This window comes from Mesorhizobium sp. M0659 (genome assembly GCF_040320605.1).
Lineage (GTDB): Bacteria > Pseudomonadota > Alphaproteobacteria > Rhizobiales > Rhizobiaceae > Mesorhizobium.
Window position 1 is genome coordinate 190,001 of the sequence record NZ_JAMYPY010000003.1, and the last position, 2,500, is coordinate 192,500.

The following is a 2,500-nucleotide window of genomic DNA, read 5'->3' on the forward strand; positions in this document are numbered from 1 at the left end:
TTTAAGGTGGGTTTCCCGCTTAGATGCCTTCAGCGGTTATCCCGTCCGGATATAGCTACCCTGCTATGCGGCTGGCGCCACAACAGGTCCACCAGAGATCCGTCCATCCCGGTCCTCTCGTACTAGGGACAGATCCTTTCAATATTCCTACACCCACGGCAGATAGGGACCGAACTGTCTCACGACGTTCTGAACCCAACTCACGTACCGCTTTAAATGGCGAACAGCCATACCCTTGGGACCTGCTCCAGCCCCAGGATGCGATGAGTCGACATCGAGGTGCCAAACAACCCCGTCGATATGGACTCTTGGGGGTCATCAGCCTGTTATCCCCGGCGTACCTTTTATCCGTTGAGCGATGGCCCTTCCACGCGGGACCACCGGATCACTATGACCGACTTTCGTCTCTGCTCGACTTGTCAGTCTCGCAGTCAGGCAGGCTTATGCCATTGCACTCAGCGAACGATTTCCGACCGTTCTGAGCCCACCATCGCGCGCCTCCGTTACTCTTTAGGAGGCGACCGCCCCAGTCAAACTACCCACCATACATTGTCCCGGACCCGGATAACGGGCCGCGGTTAGACATCCATAGTAATAAGGGTGGTATTTCAAGGGTGGCTCCACCTGAGCTGGCGCCCAGGTTTCAAAGCCTACCACCTATCCTACACATGCCACTACGAATGCCAATGTAAAGCTATAGTAAAGGTGCACGGGGTCTTTCCGTCTAACCGCAGGAACCCCGCATCTTCACGGGGAATTCAATTTCACTGAGTCTATGCTGGAGACAGCGGGGAAGTCGTTACGCCATTCGTGCAGGTCGGAACTTACCCGACAAGGAATTTCGCTACCTTAGGACCGTTATAGTTACGGCCGCCGTTTACTGGGGCTTCGATTCAGAGCTTGCACCCCTCCTCTTAACCTTCCAGCACCGGGCAGGCGTCAGACCCTATACGTCGTCTTGCGACTTCGCAGAGCCCTGTGTTTTTGATAAACAGTCGCTACCCCCTGGTCTGTGCCACCCTCCTCTACTTGCGTAGAAAAGGGTCACGCTTCTTCCGAAGTTACGCGTGCAATTTGCCGAGTTCCTTCAGCATAGTTCTCTCAAGCGCCTTGGTATACTCTACCTGACCACCAGTGTCGGTTTCGGGTACGGTTTATAAGGAGGAGCTATTTCCTGGAACCGCTCCGCTGCCCGTTCAATCCGATAAGATTGGACAACTTGTGCGATCCGTCACTACCTCCAAGCCCACGAATATTAACGTGGTTCCCATCGACTACGCGTTTCCGCCTCGTCTTAGGGGCCGGCTAACCCTGCTCAGATTAGCTTTAAGCAGGAACCCTTGGTCTTTCGGCGGGGGAGTCTCTCACTCCCCTTACGTTACTCATGTCAGCATTCGCACTTCTGATACCTCCACCACCCCTCACGGGTACGGCTTCGTCAGCTTACAGAACGCTCCGCTACCGCTTGGCCCTTGCGGACCAAACCCTAAGCTTCGGTGTATGGCTTTAGCCCCGTTACATTTTCGGCGCAAAGACCCTTATTTAGACCAGTGAGCTGTTACGCTTTCTTTAAATGATGGCTGCTTCTAAGCCAACATCCTGGTTGTTTTGGGATCCTCACATCCTTTCCCACTTAGCCATAACTTGGGGACCTTAGCTGTAGGTCAGGGTTGTTTCCCTTTTCACGACGGACGTTAGCACCCGCCGTGTGTCTGCCGACTAGTACTCCCAGGTATTCGGAGTTTGGTTAGGTTTGGTAATCCGGTGAGGACCCCTAGCCCATCCAGTGCTCTACCCCCTGGGGTATTCGGTCGACGCTCTACCTAAATAGATTTCGCGGAGAACCAGCTATTTCCGAGTTTGATTGGCCTTTCACCCCTAGCCACAAGTCATCCCGAACTATTGCAACAGTTATGGGTTCGGTCCTCCAGTAAGTGTTACCTTACCTTCAACCTGCTCATGGCTAGATCACTCGGTTTCGGGTCTAATGCGACGAACTGAACGCCCTGTTCAGACTCGCTTTCGCTGCGCCTACACCTAGCGGTTTAAGCTTGCTCGTCACACTAAGTCGCTGACCCATTATACAAAAGGTACGTGGTGACCCTTGCGGGCTCCCACTGTTTGTAGGCAATCGGTTTCAGGTACTCTTTCACTCCCCTTGTCGGGGTGCTTTTCACCTTTCCCTCACGGTACTAGTTCGCTATCGGTCATGCACGAGTACTTAGGCTTGGAAGGTGGTCCTCCCAATTTCAGACAGGATTTCACGTGTCCCGCCTTACTCGAGGACGATTGATTGCATTACGCGTACGGGGCTGTCACCCACTATGGCCCTACTTTCCAGAAGGTTCCGCTTGTCTCTCAATCGCCACTGGCCTGGTCCGGGTTCGCTCGCCACTACTTCCGGAGTCTCGGTTGATGTCCTTTCCTACGGGTACTTAGATGTTTCAGTTCCCCGCGTTCGCCACTTTATCCCTATGTATTCAGGATAAGTTACCTATTA

1 rRNA gene (only partly in view) is annotated in these 2,500 nt (G+C 53.5%); it reads right to left on the reverse strand.

The window, feature by feature from the left end:
- Positions 1–2,500 (reverse strand): 23S ribosomal RNA (locus NKI31_RS06365) (it extends past both window edges: 109 nt to the left, 193 nt to the right).